Below are 16894 nucleotides of genomic sequence, written 5' to 3' on the forward strand. Positions count from 1 at the left end.
CTTTCTTCTATATGTGACTTTATGTCGCATAGGTGGAGAGGGCGATTTTTTTGTCTGCGAATTTGCGATTTAATATGAAACGTTCTTCATATTCATTACGTTGTATAAGTAAAGAATTCCATAGAAGGGGGAGAACACCACATTTATGTATAAAGAAATGAATAAACAGTTGGCAGTGCTCAAGGAAAAGGGGAGAATTTACGAGAAATGGGTCAAACGTCTGGAGAAGCTTCAAACGGAAGAAACCGAATGGGAAGCAAAGGTAAAGCGTCGTCAGGCGCATCTCCAGAAGGAGCAGAACGATGTGGATCGACTGAACAGGATGACATTGTCAGCATTTTTCTATCAACTGATTGGCAAGAAGACGGAGCGGCTGGAAAAGGAAGAGCTGGAACTGATGGAAAGCAAGGCTGCATACGACACCGCTTGTCGCATGTTACAAGACGTACAGGAGCAGCGAATTCATGTGGAGCAGGAGTTGGAGGGCCAGCGGCAGTATCAGTACTGGCAAAGCGACTATAACGCGTTATTGGGGAAGAAGGAAGGTCGTCTGCTGGACCAGGATGCGGAATTGCAGGACCTGGCTGAGAATCGGGAGCATCTGGCTAGTGAACTTAAGGAATTGGATGAAGCTTTCCGGGAAGGCGAATATCTGATCTATGCCCTTGAACGTGCGGAGAAGGCATTAGCTTCGGCAGGCAATTGGGGTGTATATGACATGATGGGTGGCGGAGTAATCTCCACACATATCAAGCGGGGACGAATGGATGATGCTCAGGTCGCCATTATGGATGCAGGTAAGCGTCTGCGACGTTTTCAGAAGGAATTGGAGGATGTAGAGATGGCAGTTCATGCGGATCTGCATCTGGGAGGCCTGCTTTCGTTCGCAGACTATTTCTTCGATAGCCTCTTCGTGGACTGGATGGTTCAGGACAAAATCCGCAAAGCCGAACGTCAGGTGAAAGATGGACTAAGCGCGGTTCGTAAGACCATGCATGTGCTGAGGGATGAAATGCGTGACCATCAGGCAGCGTTTGAGAACTTGGATCACAAGTATCATGAATATGTAGAACAGGCAGATTAAAAGACACGGAAACTTAATAGATATGAGAGCAAAAGACACCTCCAAATCGCGCCGAAGAGCTGTGCTTGGAGGTGTCCTTTTGTTATGGAAAGTATATGGATGTCACCATGATGATTTGTTAAAAGTGTGTTACTTGGTCGTAATGTAAGCAGCGAGCAATCGAGCCGTATTCAGGACAGCATCCTTATGTGTACGCTCCATGGAATGAGAGGCGTGAACCCCCGGACCGATCAGTGCTGCTCGGATATTGTTTCCTCCACGTAATGCTGCACTGCCATCTGAACCATACTGGGGATAGATATCCACGACGTAATCCAGCCCACCTTGTTTCGCCAGTTCAATGAGACGACTGGTCATATCATAGTCATACGGGCCAGAAGAATCTTTGGCGCATATGGATACATCCGTTTCTTTACAGCTCAGGTCATCGCCCATGGCACCCATGTCTACTGCAATCAATTCACTGATTTCCGCAGGGATATACGATGCGCCATGTCCGACTTCTTCGTAGTTAGAGATGAGCAGCGAAACATTATGTAATGGTTTCCAGCTTTCGCGATATGCAGACTCAAGGATGCCGAACAAGGCAGCTACGCTGGCTTTGTCGTCCAGATGACGTGATTTAATATAACCGCTTGGGGTAATGACTGCACGCGCATCAAAGGAGATGAAGTCACCGACAGCGACCCCGAGTTTCAACACATCTTCCTTGGAGGAGACGACTTCATCGATTCTCACTTCCATATGGCTCTCGGTCCGTTCAAAGGTACGTGCATCTGGATAAACATGTACAGACGGATGAAGGGAGAGAATGGTTCCGGTGTATGTCTTTCCGTCCCGAGTATGAATGCTGCAGTACTCATTCTCGATACTCTGCATGGAAAATCCGCCGACAGAAGTCAGTTTCAATGTCCCGTAAGATGTAATGGAGCGTACCATGGCCCCTAGCGTATCCACATGAGCACTCAAAGCAATCGTCTTGGACGAATCCTGCCCGGGTAATGTAAGTACTGCACCACCCTTGTTATTCAGCTCACAAGCGATGCCCAGTGATTCTGCTTCCTTGCGAATCATCTCGATAATATGATGGGTGTAACCGCTTGGACTTGGAGTGTCCAGTAATTTTTTCAGAAAAGATAGAACGTAAGATTCATCAATTGTAAAACTCATTGTGTAAATTCCTCCTTGGTACGTGGGTATGGTCTGAAACGAAATACAGCCTGTCTGGGGGAGTGAATGTGATATGACCATTCCTGACTCGCCAGCAGGCTGATGCTGTTGGTTACAATGTCCCCGTAGGGTTTCCTTTGCGCTGACTCTGGATCGAATCGTTCTCCAATAGGCTGTCCGGTTCAGTTGAATCAAGCGAATCTACCGATTTGAAAGAGTCGAACGAAGCATTGCTTGTTGCTGAACTTTCCAAGTCAGCTACTCGCAATTTCAATTGCTTGTTCTCGCGTTGCAGTCGATATTGGCGATAGATGCCATATGAACCTACAATAATTCCACCGATCAGGGTGCAACCGAGAATCAGCAAAATCAGCGGGATTTGAACGGTGTTAAATAACAGGTTCACTTGTACGGAATCTACATTAATAACCGCAAAGATTCCTGTGAACAGTGCAAAAACAAGACCTGCTATGAGCGCCCATTGCATTTTCATGGTGTTGCCTCCTTGTTGAACAATTGAGAACTAGTATGCATTACCCATATTCGGATATGTTGCATCTTGCATTGATTATAAAATCCCCTGCCCAAACGGGCAAGGGATGCAGGTCATATGGAAGGATAACCTTATTTGGTTAGTTGCTCCATCTGTTCAATCAATTCCTTGAATACACTCATGGCTTCACGAATTGGCTGAGGTGTAGACATATCCACACCTGCTTTTTTCAGAATGTTAATGGAGTAATCACTGCCACCGCTCTTCAGGAAACCGAGATAACGGTCAACAGCTGGTTGGCCCTCTTCCAGGATTTGCTTGGAGAAGCTGGTCGCTGCGGAGAAGCCGGTAGCATATTTGTATACGTAGAAACTGTTATAGAAGTGGGGAATACGAGCCCATTCCATCTCAATATCTTTGTCAACAACCATGTCTTTGCCGTGATATTTCACGTTCAGATCATAATAGATCTCGGATAACAATTGTGGTGTTAATGCGTCACCTTGTTCTGCGCGCTCATGAATGATTTTCTCGAATTCAGCAAACATGGTCTGGCGGAATACCGTTGTACGGAATTGGTCGGCATAATAGGTCAACAGGTACAATTTTTCCTTTGGATCTGTTGATTTGTTAAGCAGGTAATCCATCAGCAATGCTTCGTTGGTTGTGGATGCAACCTCGGCCAGGAAGATGGTGTACTGGGCATCACGATACGGAAGTGTTGTATCCGAGTAATGGGAATGCAGAGCGTGACCCATTTCATGTGCGAGTGTGAACATGCTGTTCAGGTTATCTTTGTGATTCAACAGAACATAAGGGTGAGTGCCGTAAGCGCCCCATGCATAAGCACCTGAACGTTTATTTTCATTCTCATAGATATCGATCCAGCGATTATCATAACCAGTCTGCAATGCATCCCCATAGTCCTTGCCAAGTGGTTTCAGACCGTCTTTGACCGTTTGTTTCGCTTCCTCATAGGTAATATCCATTTTGTACTCGTCTACGAGTGGAGCGAACAAGTCGTACATGTGCAATTGATCCACACCCAGCAACTTTTTACGCAGGTCCATATAACGATGCAATAACGGAAGGCTCTCGTGAATCGTGTCTACCAGATTCGTATACACATCCGTTGGGATGTTGTCTCCGTATAAGGACATTTCCATCACGGAAGGGTACTTTCGCACATTGGCATAGAACATGTTCTTGGTTACATTTGCATTTAAGGCAGCTGCAATCGTGTTCTTCTGTTTGGCATAGGTTTCGTATACCGCCTTGAAGGCACGTTCGCGAACTTCACGATTGGGATTCTCAAGGAACTGAATGTAGCTGCCGTGTGTCAGCTCGACTTCGTTACCCTGTTCGTCCTTGATTCTTGGGAACTTGAGATCGGCGTTATTCAGCATGCTGAAGATGGTCTGTGGTGCTTGTGAAAGGTTGCCTACCTGTGCAAGCAAAGCCTCTTCTGCTTGGCTAAGAACGTGAGCTTTTTCCCGTTTCATCTCTTCCAGTGTAAATGTATATGCGGAGAGTTTTTCGTTTGCAATAAAAGCGTCCAACTGATCATCCGGAAGGGAAAGAATCTCCGGTGTGACAAAAGAAAGTGCTTCACCCACCCGTACGCTTAATTTCTGGGCTTTTTGGGACAGGTTTTGATATGTAGGATTAGCTGTGTCTTCATCTTGATGCATGCGTGCGTATACAAAGAGACGTTCTATTTTGAGGCTGATTTCATCTTCGAATTCGAAGCAAGATTTGAGTACATCAGGTTCACCCAGTTTGCCTTGGAATTCGGAGGCCTTCTTGGTCAAAGACGATACTTCTTCATATTCCTGATCCCAGGCTTTCTGATCGGCAAATAAATCCTCCAGTTTCCAGCTATGCTCAGCCGGCACCTCGGAACGTTTCAATAATTGACTCATGGTAATCCTCCTTTGATGATCTGATGAATGTGTGGACGAAGCCGCCTTCGTCACGCTCGCCTGTGCGGGAAGAGACGAAGGAATCAGGCTAAGTACCAGTATTACAGCTAGCGATTTCTGATATTTCAACGGCCTTCCTCCTTACCATACGAATAATCTCGTATAGTATGACCTAAGGCACGTTAAAATATTTGAATATCAAGGTTCCTTGTGATTAGGTTCCCATGTTATAGAGAAAATAAACGATTAAGAAAAAGGCGAAACAAATGAGCAGGGTAGCAATAAGCGCCATTCCCCGTCTCAGTCGATCCGGGATGGAATTGCGCCCGAGAATAAGCACAATACCGAGGGAAAAGGCAAGGATGATGAAAATGACGACATTGCTTGAATCAAGCTGCATGGGTTAGACCCCTTTGAAGGCAGCCATCAATTGACGCCATTCATCCTCACGGTTCTCAAAATCTGCTTTTGGGAAACGACGTTCAGCCCAGTGCATTAAGGCAGGACGGCTAAGGAAAGTATGGCATTCTTCGCCCCACTCTTCCGAAATTTCTCGCAGTACGAGATATTTGCCCTGAACTTCTACGGTCATCATATTCCACTTGTCTGTTTTGTATATTTCATGTTTTTTTATCATAGGTAGTCTCCAAACTAACGGTTTTGGTAAAATGATACCGTACCCTACGATTCAAAGCAAATTTTTTCGGCATTTATGGAAAGATAAATTGCAAAATGGAAGCCCATACAGTATAATAAGGGTATTCGCCATAGATGGCGATATTTTTAGGAGGTTTTTCATTTGAAAGGTACAGTTAAATGGTTTAACGCAGAAAAAGGCTATGGCTTTATTTCAGTTGAAGGCGGCGAGGACGTATTCGTACATTTCTCCGCAATTCAAGGAGACGGCTTCAAAACATTGGAAGAAGGTCAAGCGGTAGAATTCGAAATCACTGATGGAAACCGTGGTCCTCAAGCAGCTAACGTAAACAAACTGTAAGAATTTTTCCGGTTAACGGACTTCTTATACATGATAAATTTATAGCTGAATATTAAGAATCCAAGCACAGTCCCCTGAGGGAGGCTGTGCTTTTTTTGATTCTAAATTTTTGGTATGAATAACGGTCGAACGTGGTGTAGATTCACTGTTATTCAAGACACTCGATTGGTCATGCTGGACCATAACTTCAATCCAAAACCGATCAGTGCAGCCAGAGAGAACGCCATAGCGGTGAGATAGAAAGTTTGTCTGCCTGCATGTTCCAGTAACAGTCCGCCCAACGTTCCACTAAGCAGTCCTGAAGCACTGGACCAGACAATGGTGAACAAGGCCATACCCGTAGCCCTGTAGCCGTCAGGAACCAGGCGAATGATATAGCGGACTGCCGTAACGTAGAAAATACCGAAGGTAACACTATGCATCGTCTGAATCGCAACGACAGCCGCAGGGGTATCGGATATGGACATGAGAAGTAAACGAATGGTATACATTAGTGCTGCAAAAGCAATTAGCGGCAATTCCTTATAACGGTTTCCATATTTGCTGAGCAGCAGGAATATGGGGATTTCACTTACAGAAGAGATCAGCAAAGACCAACCGATCAACCCTTCACTGGCACCCAGCTCTTTCAGCGTAATGGTAAGGAAAGCTTCGTTCATCCGATGTCCCATGGCAAGCAAAAATACACAGCCAAAAAAGGTGAGTACATCTCTGCGTTTTAAAATAGCCCATAGCCCCGATAGATCCATCTTGCTACTAGTTCCCGAAGGTTGATCCTTCAATTGAAAACTGATTAATAGTGTAGTGGCAGCAAGAGCAACGCATACCCAGATCGTCCATGCTGGACCAAAAGATCCAAGGAAATACCCGATACTTAATGCGAAGAAGGCATATCCGATCGATCCGAAGACGCGAATGGAAGTGAAATTACGACCGTACTTGCTGGCTGTTGTAATAGCCATCGTATCCGAGAGCGGATAGACCGGATAATAGAAAAAGTAAAACAGGGTGACGAGTACAAATACCTGCCCGAACGTTGTTGCATTGGCGAGCATGATTCCTGTGATCAATTGACCACCAAGTAGAATAATCATCACTTTGCGTACCGTTTGGTATCGGTCGCTGGCCATGCTCCAGAACATATTAGAGAACACAGAGATGAGGGGGCCAATCCCGTAGAGATAACCAATCTCAGCCCGACTGAAGCCCAGATGACTGAAGTAAAGCTGAAAGTAGGATACCACCAGAACGGTGGAACCGAAGATGGTGAACATGAGAGCCCGCAGCCAGTTCTGATCCGGGCGGGCATTGTGACTTAATTTCATGATGAGAGACTCCAATCCTGTTAACAGTTCAATGATTTTATTACCCTTTCAGGGTTGTTGATTTACCAGTAGGTGGCGCGGACATCGTAGGTTCTTTCTGGGTGCGCCGGATGACAAGCCAGACAATGACAAGTTCGGCGAGCAGGCCAAGGGATTGGGCTACAGCGCCAATCATGCCGTTCCACGCAGGGAAAATACTAACAAGAATAAGCAGCACGATCACCGTGCAGATTGCATTCGCTGTTTGAGAACGAAACATCGTTTTCGTCTGACCGCGAAGCAGAATGAGGCCGTTGCTGAAATCCAGAAAAGGAAAGATCAGCGGGAATAAGACGAACGCACGCAGTGTCCACAGACTTTGTTTCAACAGTTCTCCCTGAACGCTCATGACATTTTCCAGTACCCATGGTCCCAAGGGAGTATAGGCAATCGACACCATTATCGCAAACGGAATAAATCCGGTAACAAGTGCAAATTTCCGTACAAGTTTGGCATCCACGAGGTAGAAATTCAACACGATCTGATGGATGTATGTAAAGAAGCTTAGCATCAACTGCATCAGACTGCTTGCTATGGCAAAGGAAGAAATGGCCAGTGCGATTCCGGTCGTTTTGCCAAGAACAATATTAATGACCGGTCCTATGAATAGCGCCACAAAGCTGGATAATAACAGCGGCTTATAAAAGCGAAATACGTCTCCTTTACTCTCGACGGGATGATCCTCAAGTTTGGCTGGCATCTTGCGTTTGATGCTGTTTCCCTCCAAAAAGCTAACCAGCGCTTCAATCATCATGCCCGCAGCAAAAATGATAGCGCCTACACGTCCGCTGTCAATACTGTCTGTGTAGATGAAATACAGGGATAGGCCGTACATGCCGGCTAAACGGAATATCATGCCGATGGTTAACCACTTGGTTCGGTTATTCGTAATGATGATCCCCTGATAGATGTTGCGAATCACTGAAAAAATACTCACATACATTAGAATTTCATATACATCAATGACTTTGTTCAGCAGATCGGGACTTACACCAAACAGGTATTTGAACACCCCGGTACCAATGGGAGAGTATACGATAAGGAAACCGATGAGAAGCACACAGGCAAGAAATATTTTGGTCACAAACGTGAGGGCCTGAAAGGATAGGCGATCGCGAACCAGTGCGGAACAGGTTTGCCGCAGCAGGGTGGAGGGGCGTTCCGTGAGGGTCAACAAGCTACCGGCGATGGCATAGCTGGCAATAACCGTCTCCGGATGAGCGGAACGTGCTAATGTGCTGTTTATAATGACGTGAGAAATGGTGACGAGAGAGGCGGAAATGCCAAGTGGCACAAAAAAAGAAAATAACCGTCTCCACGAAAGTGATTCACTTGACGACATGTCAACGACTCCTTTGATGGATGAAATATGCCTAGTATATCACAAAGCTTTGAGCGCGGATGCGATTTTTTGTGCGGAATATGCGGCAGATCATTTGTACAATTAAGGGGATCATATTATAATAGGAATGGTTAAAAATCGCTCTAATACGTATTCAACCAAGTGGAGGCACATTTATTTTGAGCCAATCAAATCGAAAACGTCATCAATATCCGCGTGGACCGCTGGCATTGATGAGAGGGGTGTACAAATACACCATTCCGGAAACACGGAAGGCACTGAGTGGATGGCGTGCTCAAGCTGAGATAATTCCGAATGAGGAATTGCGTACGCAGGCACTTGCCAGTCTGAGGGATAAGCAGTTTCACTGTGAAGGCGGAACCGTCTACGCTTTAGCTGACTTGCCCAACAGACACATTCTGATTCCGCTGATCGTTTCATATCAAACTATTAGTGATTATTTGGACAATCTGTGCGACCGCAGCACGTCGATGGACCCGGATGACTTTCGTCTTCTCCATCAATCCATGCTTGATGCGGTAGATCCCGAAGCAACTCCCGTCAATTATTATGCCCTCCGTGAGGAGCAGGATGACGGTGGTTATCTGCGGAATCTGGTGACCACATGTCAGGAACTGACCCGTCAGTTACCAGGCTATGCGTCCGCCAAGCCCCAAATTCAGGATCTGGCAGGCCTATACACGGACCTGCAGGTATATAAGCATATCAAGCCGGAACTGAGAGAAACGGCACTGCTCGAATGGTGGTCGGAGCATCGTCATCGCACACCTCAGTTTCGTTGGAACGAATTTGCTGCTGCAACTGGCTCTACACTGGGCGTTTTCATGCTGTTTCTGGCTGCGAGTGACGATCAGTTGACTGAAGAGCAAGCGGCCTCGATCCACACGGCCTATTTCCCACATGTATGCGCATTGCACATTATGCTCGATTATTTAATTGATCAGGATGAGGACCGCATCGGGGGAGATCTCAACTTCTGCAACTATTATGAGAATGTAGAGACAATGCTGGACCGAATTGCTTTTATTGTGGAGATGGCTCGCAGTGATGTGCAGAAGATCCCGGGAAGCTCCTTTCACCGGATGATCATCGAAGGACTGATTGCCATTTACCTGTCTGATCCCAAAGTCAGCGAACAGCAGGAAGTTCGCGTCGTATCCAAACGTCTGATGAAGAATAGTCCGATGACAAGAATATTTTTCTTTGTTTTCAGTCGCTGGATACGGAAGAATATGTAAGTCAGGTGTGTAGTTGCGGAGCCTGAAGTGAAACTAGAGGAGGAAGAAACATCATGACAGCAGTAAAGAAAATCGCAGTATTAACGAGCGGTGGTGATTCACAGGGGATGAACGCGGCTGTTCGTGCGGTTGTTCGCAGCGGACTGTTTCACGGTCTGGAAGTATACGGAGTCCAACGTGGATACCAGGGTCTTTTGAATAATGACATTTTCCCAATGGATTTGCGGAGCGTAGGGGATATCATCCAGCGTGGGGGAACGGTTCTTCAATCGGCACGTTGCAAGGAGTTCTATACCGCTGAAGGACAGCAAAAAGGTGCTGACATTCTGCGCGCGCGCGGCATTGACGGTCTGGTTGTTATCGGTGGGGATGGTTCCTACAACGGAGCAAACAAACTGAGCAAGCTCGGCATTAACACAATGGGTTTGCCAGGAACGATTGATAACGACATTTCATTCACCGACTATACCATCGGATTCGATACAGCAGTAAGCGTAGTAGTGGATGCCGTGAACAAATTGCGTGATACGATGTCTTCACACGAACGTTCTTCCATCGTGGAAGTTATGGGTCGTCACTGTGGGGATATCGCTCTGCATGCCGGACTTGCTTCGGGTGCTGAAACGATTCTTGTGCCGGAAGTTCCGTTTGACATGGACGAAGTGGCAGATCGGATGAAAGCTAACTTTGCACATGGTAAACGTCACAGTATTATCATCGTTGCAGAAGGCGTGGGCAAGGGTGAGGATGTAGCGAAAGAATTGATGGAACGTTGCCCAACATATGAGCCGCGTGTAACCGTTCTGGGTCACATTCAGCGTGGGGGTACACCAACACCTTTCGACCGTAACCTGGCTAGCCGTCTGGGCGACTTCGCTGTTCGCAGTCTGATCGCAGGCGAGACAGACAAGGGTTGTGGCATTATCAAGGGTGAACTGACCCTGACGGATATTGATAAAGTGGTTAACACGAAAAAAGATTTCGATATGGAGACTTACGAGCTTGCACAACGTTTGTCCCAATAATTCGATCCATAAACAAAGAGCACAATCCTGCATGAACGAGGATTGTGCTCTTTTTGTTGTTTCAAGGGGTGTGTATATCGATGTTACGCCTTGCGCATCGCGGCTTGTTTTTGTACCAGGAAGAGTCTCCATAGAAGTGCTGTTGCTCCGACAGCAAGGCCGGCAATGAGCCCGATCCAGTATCCGAAGGCACCGAGTGGAGTATATGTAGCCGTGAGATAACCTACAGGCAAGCCAATAATCCAATAAGCTACAAACGTAATGATTAGTGCCGGATTAACATCTTTATAGCCACGCAATGCTCCCTGGGTCGGTGTAGCAATGGCATCCGAGATCTGAAAGAAAATCGCGTAAATGAGGAAATGCTGCGTAAGTGCAATCACTTCTCGATCGTTTGAATACACGCCTGCAATCTGTTCGCCGAACACAATCAGCACGATGGCTGTAAGCAGCGAGAGACCGATGGCTCCACCTATACCGAGCAGACTGTATTGTTTGGCGTCTCTCAGACGCCCTGCACCTGCCTCAAAACCCACAAGGATCGTAAGAGCCATACATATGCTAACAGGCAACATGTAGAGCGTAGAAGCGAAGTTCAGAGCCGCCTGATGGGCAGCGATCGTTGTGGTGTCAAAACGGCTCATCATTAATGTTACAGCAGCGAAGATGGACGTTTCGAAAAAAGTCGCAAATCCAATCGGAACCCCGATTTTGAGTAATTCTTTCCACTTGGCCAAGGATACACGGGTCACTTGACGGAAAATGCCATATTGGGCGAAAGGTTCAATCCGATGGACAAAAAATAGACTAATGAGAAAAATGAGCCAGTATGTACAAGCTGTAGCGACCCCAGCACCTACGCCGCCCAATTGGGGGAAACCCCAGCGACCGAATATCAGCAGATAGTTCAGCAAGATATTAACGGGCAGGGAAACCAGCGTAATGAACATTGTCGTTCGCGTCTGGCCCAGTGCATCCATGAAGCTGCGCAGCACGGTATATCCAAAGAGCGGGATAATGCCAAAAGCAAGTGCACACAGAAAATAGAAGGCGACTTGGGCAACCCTTGGCTCCAAAGGCATCCCGTTCAGAACAGGGCCAAGTAACAACGCCCCGGCTCCGATCACGACGAGACTGACCGCAACGCCAAGATACAACGCCTGTATGACGTTATACCCGATCTGATCATTACGTTTGGAGCCTAACAGATGGGATACAACGGGTGTTATGCCAATTAGAATCCCGCTTAGTCCCGTTTGAACCGGCATCCACAGACTTGTGCCGATGGCGACTCCTGCAAGGTCAGCCGGGGAGAACTTGCCTGACATATTCGTGTCGAAGAACGACATGGCAGAGAGGGCGATCTGAGTGGTGAAGATGGGTAAAAATATAATCAGGAATTGCTTCACTTTTTGGGATAAGCTTGCGGTATGCATGTTCACTGGCAGTGCCTCACTATTCTAAAGAGATGTCATCCAAGTGTCATATCTGGACAGCTATTTATTGTAGTGGATTTTGTCCATTTTGAATAGGGACAGGAGCAGGGGAGGGGCACAACCGAGAAAGATAAACATCAGAAAACCTCGTTCCGCCTGGAGCGGAGCGAGGTTGGAAGAATACAAAAATATGAAAATTGCGGATTACTTATATTGTACACCTGACGTATAACGGTTGGACGCATTCCAGAGCAGATATTCATGCACATCCATGTCTTTCATCGCTCTAATCTGGTCTTCCACTTGTTTCTTGCCATACTTGATGTAATGTCCACTTCCCAGCCAGCTTGCTGTGAAGTCCTGAATCCACGGACGAATGACGGGTTTGAGCTCTTTGGTAGGGTCCAGTTTCTTGTGCGTGTCTTCCATCGAACCTTTGATGGTGGTGTAAGGATCTTTGTCAGGGTCCTTCACCCCGTACCATCCGGTTGAATAGTGACTTGGGTATACCATTGGTGAGATCACGTCCACGTTTTCGGATATTTTAACAAAATCCTGTCCAATGCCTTCAGCCGCAGGCACAGAAGCGGCATAACCGAAAATATCAACCGAGACACGAACACCTAACGGTGCGAGCTCCTTGCGTGCATATTGCACGAATTCAGCTACCACATCGACGCGGGACTTTTCAGATTTGGTGTATTTCAGTACATCGGCACGAGTCTCGAAACCTTCCGGGAAACGAACATAGTCAAATTGGATTTCTTTGAATCCAAGCTTGGCCGCTTCCTTGGCGATCTCAATATTATAATCCCATACTTCCTTGCTGTAAGGATTCACGAAGCTGTCGCCTTTGCCATTCGCCCATACAGAGCCATCCTTGTTACGGAAGGAAAGCTCCGGATTTTTCTTGGCAAGAATCGTATCTTTGAATACAACAACACGTGCGATCGGGTAGACCTCATGTTTTTGCAAACGTTTCATCAAAGCATCGATATCCCGAATAAAGGGTTGGGATTTGCCCATTTTCTGTAGCGCTTTGTTTTTTGTAGGGTAAGTTATGTATCCGAGATCGTCTTTGATATCAATGACCATGGCATTCAGTTCCGTGCTGTCCGTCAGTTCCAGCAATTCTTTCATACGTGCGCCCCCAGCGCTGTAGGCTGTTACATAAATACCTTTGACCACGGGTGCATCAGGTTGAGGATCAATTTTGGCAGGTGGATTATCGGCATCAATAACGACCTGATCTTTTTGAGATTGAATGATAGCGGTGTTAAAACTGTTGGTTAACGATTGGAACTGGGGAGTTCCCTGATCCGCGACTGCGGGGGCGCCACCAAAATTTCCAAAGGCCATAGCCAGTAGAGCCAAAAACATGTTCATTATTTCCACTCCCTTATGTGCATTCCATGTATGAATTATACATTAAAGCCTCCGGGCTTTTAACCATATTTATCAAGTAATGAAACACATGGGAAAAATGAAAACCGCTTCCTGACGAGGAAATCCTCTGCAAGAAGCGGCGTGATCAATCTAAAAATTATTGAATGTAAATCTCATTTTGATGCTCACAAATACTGTACTGAATGATTTCCAATGCGTCTCCCTGTTCCAGGATGCCCAGCCCATCCCGGAGGACAATCAGTGAGTCGAGTTCATTCGGTTTCAAGAAAGGGAGCATTTCCGGGCACCATCTGTTGACAATTTCAAACAGTTTTACCGTTTCCATATCCACAATAATCACCCTTTCCTACTCGAATTCCAAAATGGTAAGTCATTCGGTGCAATTCGGGAAAGCATATGGCCTGTGAAATTGAAGGGTCGAACCTGCTATACAACATATTTAGGAGCCGTACACCGTTATTATACCACAATGTTGTGAATTGTTAACCGTACAGGTGTCTTAACTTCTGCGAAAAGAACCCATAACACCAACCGTTTCCACAATGTTAACAAAAGCGTTTGGATCTGTATCCTTGATAATACGTTTAATTTCAACCAATTCGTAACGGGTGGTAACGGTCATGAGCATGTCCTTTTCAATATCCGTGTACGCTCCCTGTGTCTTAATTTTGGTAACTCCCCGAGGCCGAACAAGTAATTTTTTTAACATGGCTTCGGTTTCGTTTGTGATAATGTACAGTGTTACCTTGACGTGACTGATATGGATCAGATCAAGCACTTTGCCCGTAATGTAGATGGATACCATGGATGCAAGGGCTGTATTCCAATTGTCACCCAGGTATCCTGCAAGCATAATGATTGCACCGTTCATGCCGGCCATCACTGTTCCAATCGGAAAGTCTCGTTTACGGGTGAAGATGGAGCCAACAATATCAAGTCCACCTGTGGAGCCGCCGACTCGGAAGGAAACCCCAGTGCCCATGCCAATAAGCACACCGCCAAATACAGAACTGAGTAACGGGTCTGTAGCCACAGCAAAAACCGGCAGAAGCGCAATGAACCAAGAAGTGGCTGCTACCGAGAGAATGCTTAATGTAATGAAGCGTCGTCCAAGAATAAACCAACCTGCAATGAGCAGGGGAATGTTAAGAACAAAATACATTATACTAAGATTCAACGTTGTAAAATAACCCAGAAGCATTGAAATACCGGACACCCCGCCGCTTAAAAGCTGATGGGGGACCAAGAACCAGTTAAAGCCGCAAGCGATAGCTGCAGCACCCAAAATGATCACTATAGAGTGCCAAATTATTTTGGGCAATTTAATCACCTCATTTATATTTAAAACCAGATTGCTGGTAATCTTGAATTGTTTTGTGATATAATGATTTGTGGATATTCTTGAGTAGGAAACTTTTCCCAAATGGAACGATGAAATTTGAAATGTTTCAAACAGATGTATGTAGTTTTAGTCTTATGTTGGGGACCCATTCATGGAATTATAATAGTTTATGAAAATAATTTGCCCTGTTGGGATACCCTATAAATATTAATGCTACTTAAGAATACAGACAACAAAGTGGATTGTCCACCATGTCCACCATATAAAAGGAGTATGAATAATTTTGACAAATTTAAATTTCACAGATTTCAATCTTGAACCGCTGGTGCTGCAAGCCATCACTGAGCTCGGGTTTGAAGAAGCAACACCGATTCAATCCAAATCAATTCCTTTGGCACTCGAAGGAAGAGACTTGATTGGTCAAGCACAAACTGGTACTGGTAAAACAGCTGCATTCGGTATCCCGTTGATCAGCAAAATCACGAAAAGTGACGAAAAAATTCGCGCCCTCATTATGGCACCTACACGTGAACTTGCAATCCAAGTTGCTGAAGAGATCGAAAAACTCACTCGCTTCAAAGGTCTGCGCTCCCTGCCAATCTATGGCGGACAAGATATCGTTCGTCAGATTCGTGCACTGAAAAGAAAACCACAAATTATCATTGGTACACCTGGACGTCTCCTTGACCACATCAACCGCAAAACAATCAAACTTGATGATGTACAAACTGTTGTATTGGATGAAGCAGATGAAATGCTCGACATGGGTTTCATGGAGGATATCCAATCTATCCTGAAACAAGTACCAGACGAGCGTCAAACAATGCTGTTCTCAGCAACAATGCCTCCTAACATTCAAAAATTGGCTCAACAATTCTTGAACAACCCTGAACACGTATCTGTAATTCCTAAACAAGTAAGTGCACCATTGATTGACCAAGCTTACATTGAAGTTCCTGAGCGTCAAAAATTCGAAGCACTTAGCCGTTTGCTGGATATGGAATCTCCTGAACTGGCGATCGTATTCGGACGTACCAAACGTCGTGTTGATGAATTGGCTGAAGCTCTGCAAAAACGTGGATATTCTGCTGATGGTCTCCATGGTGACCTCTCCCAGAATCAACGTGATACAGTAATGCGTAAGTTCCGTGATGGCAGCATTGATGTACTCGTTGCAACAGACGTGGCTGCACGTGGTCTCGACGTTTCCGGCGTAACTCACGTTGTGAACTTTGACCTTCCGCAAGATCCAGAGAGCTATGTTCACCGTATCGGTCGTACAGGTCGTGCGGGTAAAGAAGGTGCTGCTTGGTCCTTCGTAACACCGCGTGAGATTGATCACTTGCACTTCATTGAGCGTGTGACACGTCACCGTATTCCACGCAAACCACTGCCAACAATGGCAGAAGCGGTTGAAGGCAAACAACGTTTGACAGCAGAGCGCTTGCTGGAAATCGTACAATCGGGCGAACTGAACGAATACAAAGGTATTGCGATTCAAATGCTTGAGCAATATGATTCTGTTCAACTGTTGTCGGCAGCTCTGAAGCTCCTGACAGGTGACAAAAAAGACGCTCAAGTTGACTTGACTCCTGAAGATCCAATCCGTGCGAAGCGTCGCAAACCGGATGTTCGCTCTGGCGGACGTAAACCATCTGGCTATAGCGGTAACCGCAGTGGTGGAAGCGGCAGCGGTGGTGGTTATAACCGTGATCGTAACAGCAGTGGCGGCGGACGTGGTGGTTACAACCGCGATCGTAACAGCAGCACTGGTGGCGGAAGCAGAGAAGGTGGTTACAACCGTGACCGCAAACCGCGTCCGAGCAACAACGAAGGACGTCGTCCAGCGAAAGATTCTTCTTTCGAATAATATATACGTGTGAACTGGGAAATGGAGCAGGCAACTGCTCCATTTTTTTATTTTACATGGCTGGCCCCTCTTTTGCTCGCTAACAAAAGCACCGGGCAAGGGCGTACCCGATCTCTTTTCGGGAAGTACTGGCTTTTCCTATCTATAATAAGGTATATTAATATTAGACTTCAGGTAATACGC

16 protein-coding genes are annotated in these 16894 nt (G+C 46.1%); 5 read left to right on the forward strand and 11 right to left on the reverse strand.

The window, feature by feature from the left end:
• Positions 1-145: 145 nt before the first annotated feature.
• Positions 146-1084, forward strand: coding sequence for a hypothetical protein (locus tag ACTHPG_RS05240; protein ID WP_440388075.1), 939 nt, complete (start codon positions 146-148; stop codon positions 1082-1084).
• 129 nt (positions 1085-1213) lie between these two features.
• Here ACTHPG_RS05240 and ACTHPG_RS05245 read toward each other — a convergent pair whose 3' ends face one another.
• The 5 genes from ACTHPG_RS05245 to ACTHPG_RS05265 form a co-directional block, all read right to left on the reverse strand.
• Positions 1214-2254: a M42 family metallopeptidase gene (locus tag ACTHPG_RS05245; RefSeq protein WP_440388076.1), complete on the reverse strand. Its 1041-nt coding sequence runs from the start codon at positions 2252-2254 to the stop codon at positions 1214-1216.
• A 112-nt stretch (positions 2255-2366) separates the two neighbouring features.
• Positions 2367-2747 carry a LapA family protein gene (locus tag ACTHPG_RS05250; protein ID WP_440388077.1) on the reverse strand — a complete coding sequence of 127 codons (381 nt, stop codon included), beginning with the start codon at positions 2745-2747 and terminating at the stop codon, positions 2367-2369.
• Between the two features lie 131 nt (positions 2748-2878).
• Positions 2879-4669 (reverse strand): oligoendopeptidase F, encoded by a 1791-nt coding sequence (pepF, locus tag ACTHPG_RS05255; RefSeq protein WP_440390133.1) that lies wholly within the window; start codon positions 4667-4669, stop codon positions 2879-2881.
• A gap of 214 nt (positions 4670-4883) precedes the next feature.
• A complete protein-coding gene (locus ACTHPG_RS05260) occupies positions 4884-5069 on the reverse strand; it encodes a hypothetical protein (RefSeq protein ID WP_047842378.1) in 186 nt (61 codons plus the stop codon).
• Between the two features lie 3 nt (positions 5070-5072).
• A complete protein-coding gene (locus tag ACTHPG_RS05265; protein WP_017689395.1) occupies positions 5073-5306 on the reverse strand; it encodes a hypothetical protein in 234 nt (77 codons plus the stop codon).
• A 162-nt stretch (positions 5307-5468) separates the two neighbouring features.
• Between ACTHPG_RS05265 and ACTHPG_RS05270 the strand changes: the two genes are divergently transcribed.
• On the forward strand, positions 5469-5666 hold the full coding sequence (locus tag ACTHPG_RS05270) for a cold shock domain-containing protein (protein ID WP_017689394.1): 198 nt from the start codon (positions 5469-5471) through the stop codon (positions 5664-5666).
• Positions 5667-5818: 152 nt separating this feature from the next.
• Here ACTHPG_RS05270 and ACTHPG_RS05275 read toward each other — a convergent pair whose 3' ends face one another.
• Positions 5819-6991 (reverse strand): MFS transporter, encoded by a 1173-nt coding sequence (locus tag ACTHPG_RS05275; RefSeq protein WP_440388078.1) that lies wholly within the window; start codon positions 6989-6991, stop codon positions 5819-5821.
• A gap of 40 nt (positions 6992-7031) precedes the next feature.
• On the reverse strand, positions 7032-8372 hold the full coding sequence (locus ACTHPG_RS05280) for a multi antimicrobial extrusion protein MatE (RefSeq protein ID WP_440388079.1): 1341 nt from the start codon (positions 8370-8372) through the stop codon (positions 7032-7034).
• Between the two features lie 179 nt (positions 8373-8551).
• On the opposite strand from ACTHPG_RS05280, the gene ACTHPG_RS05285 reads away from it, so the two are divergent.
• Both ACTHPG_RS05285 and pfkA read left to right on the forward strand, forming a co-directional pair.
• The gene (locus tag ACTHPG_RS05285) at positions 8552-9631 is read left to right on the forward strand and encodes a tetraprenyl-beta-curcumene synthase family protein (RefSeq protein ID WP_440388080.1); all 1080 of its coding nucleotides are present in this window, start codon (positions 8552-8554) and stop codon (positions 9629-9631) included.
• 53 nt (positions 9632-9684) lie between these two features.
• Positions 9685-10656, forward strand: coding sequence for a 6-phosphofructokinase (gene pfkA, locus ACTHPG_RS05290; protein ID WP_062833640.1), 972 nt, complete (start codon positions 9685-9687; stop codon positions 10654-10656).
• Positions 10657-10739: 83 nt separating this feature from the next.
• Here the strand turns inward: pfkA and ACTHPG_RS05295 are convergent, their stop codons facing one another.
• The 4 genes from ACTHPG_RS05295 to ACTHPG_RS05310 all read right to left on the reverse strand — a co-directional run bounded on the left by ACTHPG_RS05295 (position 10740) and on the right by ACTHPG_RS05310 (position 14820).
• Positions 10740-12092, reverse strand: coding sequence for an MATE family efflux transporter (locus tag ACTHPG_RS05295; protein WP_440390134.1), 1353 nt, complete (start codon positions 12090-12092; stop codon positions 10740-10742).
• 204 nt (positions 12093-12296) lie between these two features.
• On the reverse strand, positions 12297-13478 hold the full coding sequence (locus tag ACTHPG_RS05300) for a putative glycoside hydrolase (RefSeq protein WP_440388081.1): 1182 nt from the start codon (positions 13476-13478) through the stop codon (positions 12297-12299).
• A 157-nt stretch (positions 13479-13635) separates the two neighbouring features.
• Entirely contained in the window at positions 13636-13824 is a 189-nt protein-coding gene (locus ACTHPG_RS05305; protein ID WP_440388083.1) for a hypothetical protein, read from the reverse strand.
• A 174-nt stretch (positions 13825-13998) separates the two neighbouring features.
• A complete protein-coding gene (locus tag ACTHPG_RS05310; protein WP_440388084.1) occupies positions 13999-14820 on the reverse strand; it encodes a YitT family protein in 822 nt (273 codons plus the stop codon).
• Between the two features lie 304 nt (positions 14821-15124).
• On the opposite strand from ACTHPG_RS05310, the gene ACTHPG_RS05315 reads away from it, so the two are divergent.
• Entirely contained in the window at positions 15125-16711 is a 1587-nt protein-coding gene (locus ACTHPG_RS05315) for a DEAD/DEAH box helicase (protein ID WP_440388085.1), read from the forward strand.
• Positions 16712-16894: the final 183 nt, after the last annotated feature.

This window comes from Paenibacillus sp. SAF-068, from assembly GCF_051967555.1.
In the GTDB taxonomy this organism is placed as follows: Bacteria; Bacillota; Bacilli; order Paenibacillales; family Paenibacillaceae; genus Paenibacillus.